Raw genomic sequence first — 251 nt, 5'->3', positions numbered from 1 at the left:
GGCTGGATCACCTCCTTATACGAAGATATTCACGATAAGTGTCCACACAGATTGATTAGGTTTAGAAAAGTTAAGAGACGATATTGGGTCTGTAGCTCAGCTGGTTAGAGCGCTCGCCTGATAAGCGGGAGGTCGGTGGTTCAAGTCCACTCAGACCCACCAATATCGACCTAGATGGGGCTATAGCTCAGCTGGGAGAGCGCCTGCCTTGCACGCAGGAGGTCTGCGGTTCGATCCCGCATAGCTCCACC

2 tRNA genes are annotated in these 251 nt (G+C 52.6%); both read left to right on the top strand.

Annotated features, from left to right (window positions below):
- The first annotated feature begins 85 nt into the window (after positions 1-85).
- Positions 86-162, top strand: a tRNA-Ile gene (locus Q1A70_RS20690).
- A 14-nt stretch (positions 163-176) separates the two neighbouring features.
- A tRNA-Ala gene (locus Q1A70_RS20685) sits at positions 177-249 on the top strand.
- The last annotated feature ends 2 nt before the right edge of the window (positions 250-251 follow it).

Origin of the sequence: uncultured Vibrio sp. (assembly GCF_947488985.1) — a bacterium.
Classification (GTDB): domain Bacteria; phylum Pseudomonadota; class Gammaproteobacteria; order Enterobacterales; family Vibrionaceae; genus Vibrio.
The sequence above is the reverse complement of the archived record's forward strand: the minus strand, read 5'-3'. Positions and strand labels throughout refer to the sequence as shown.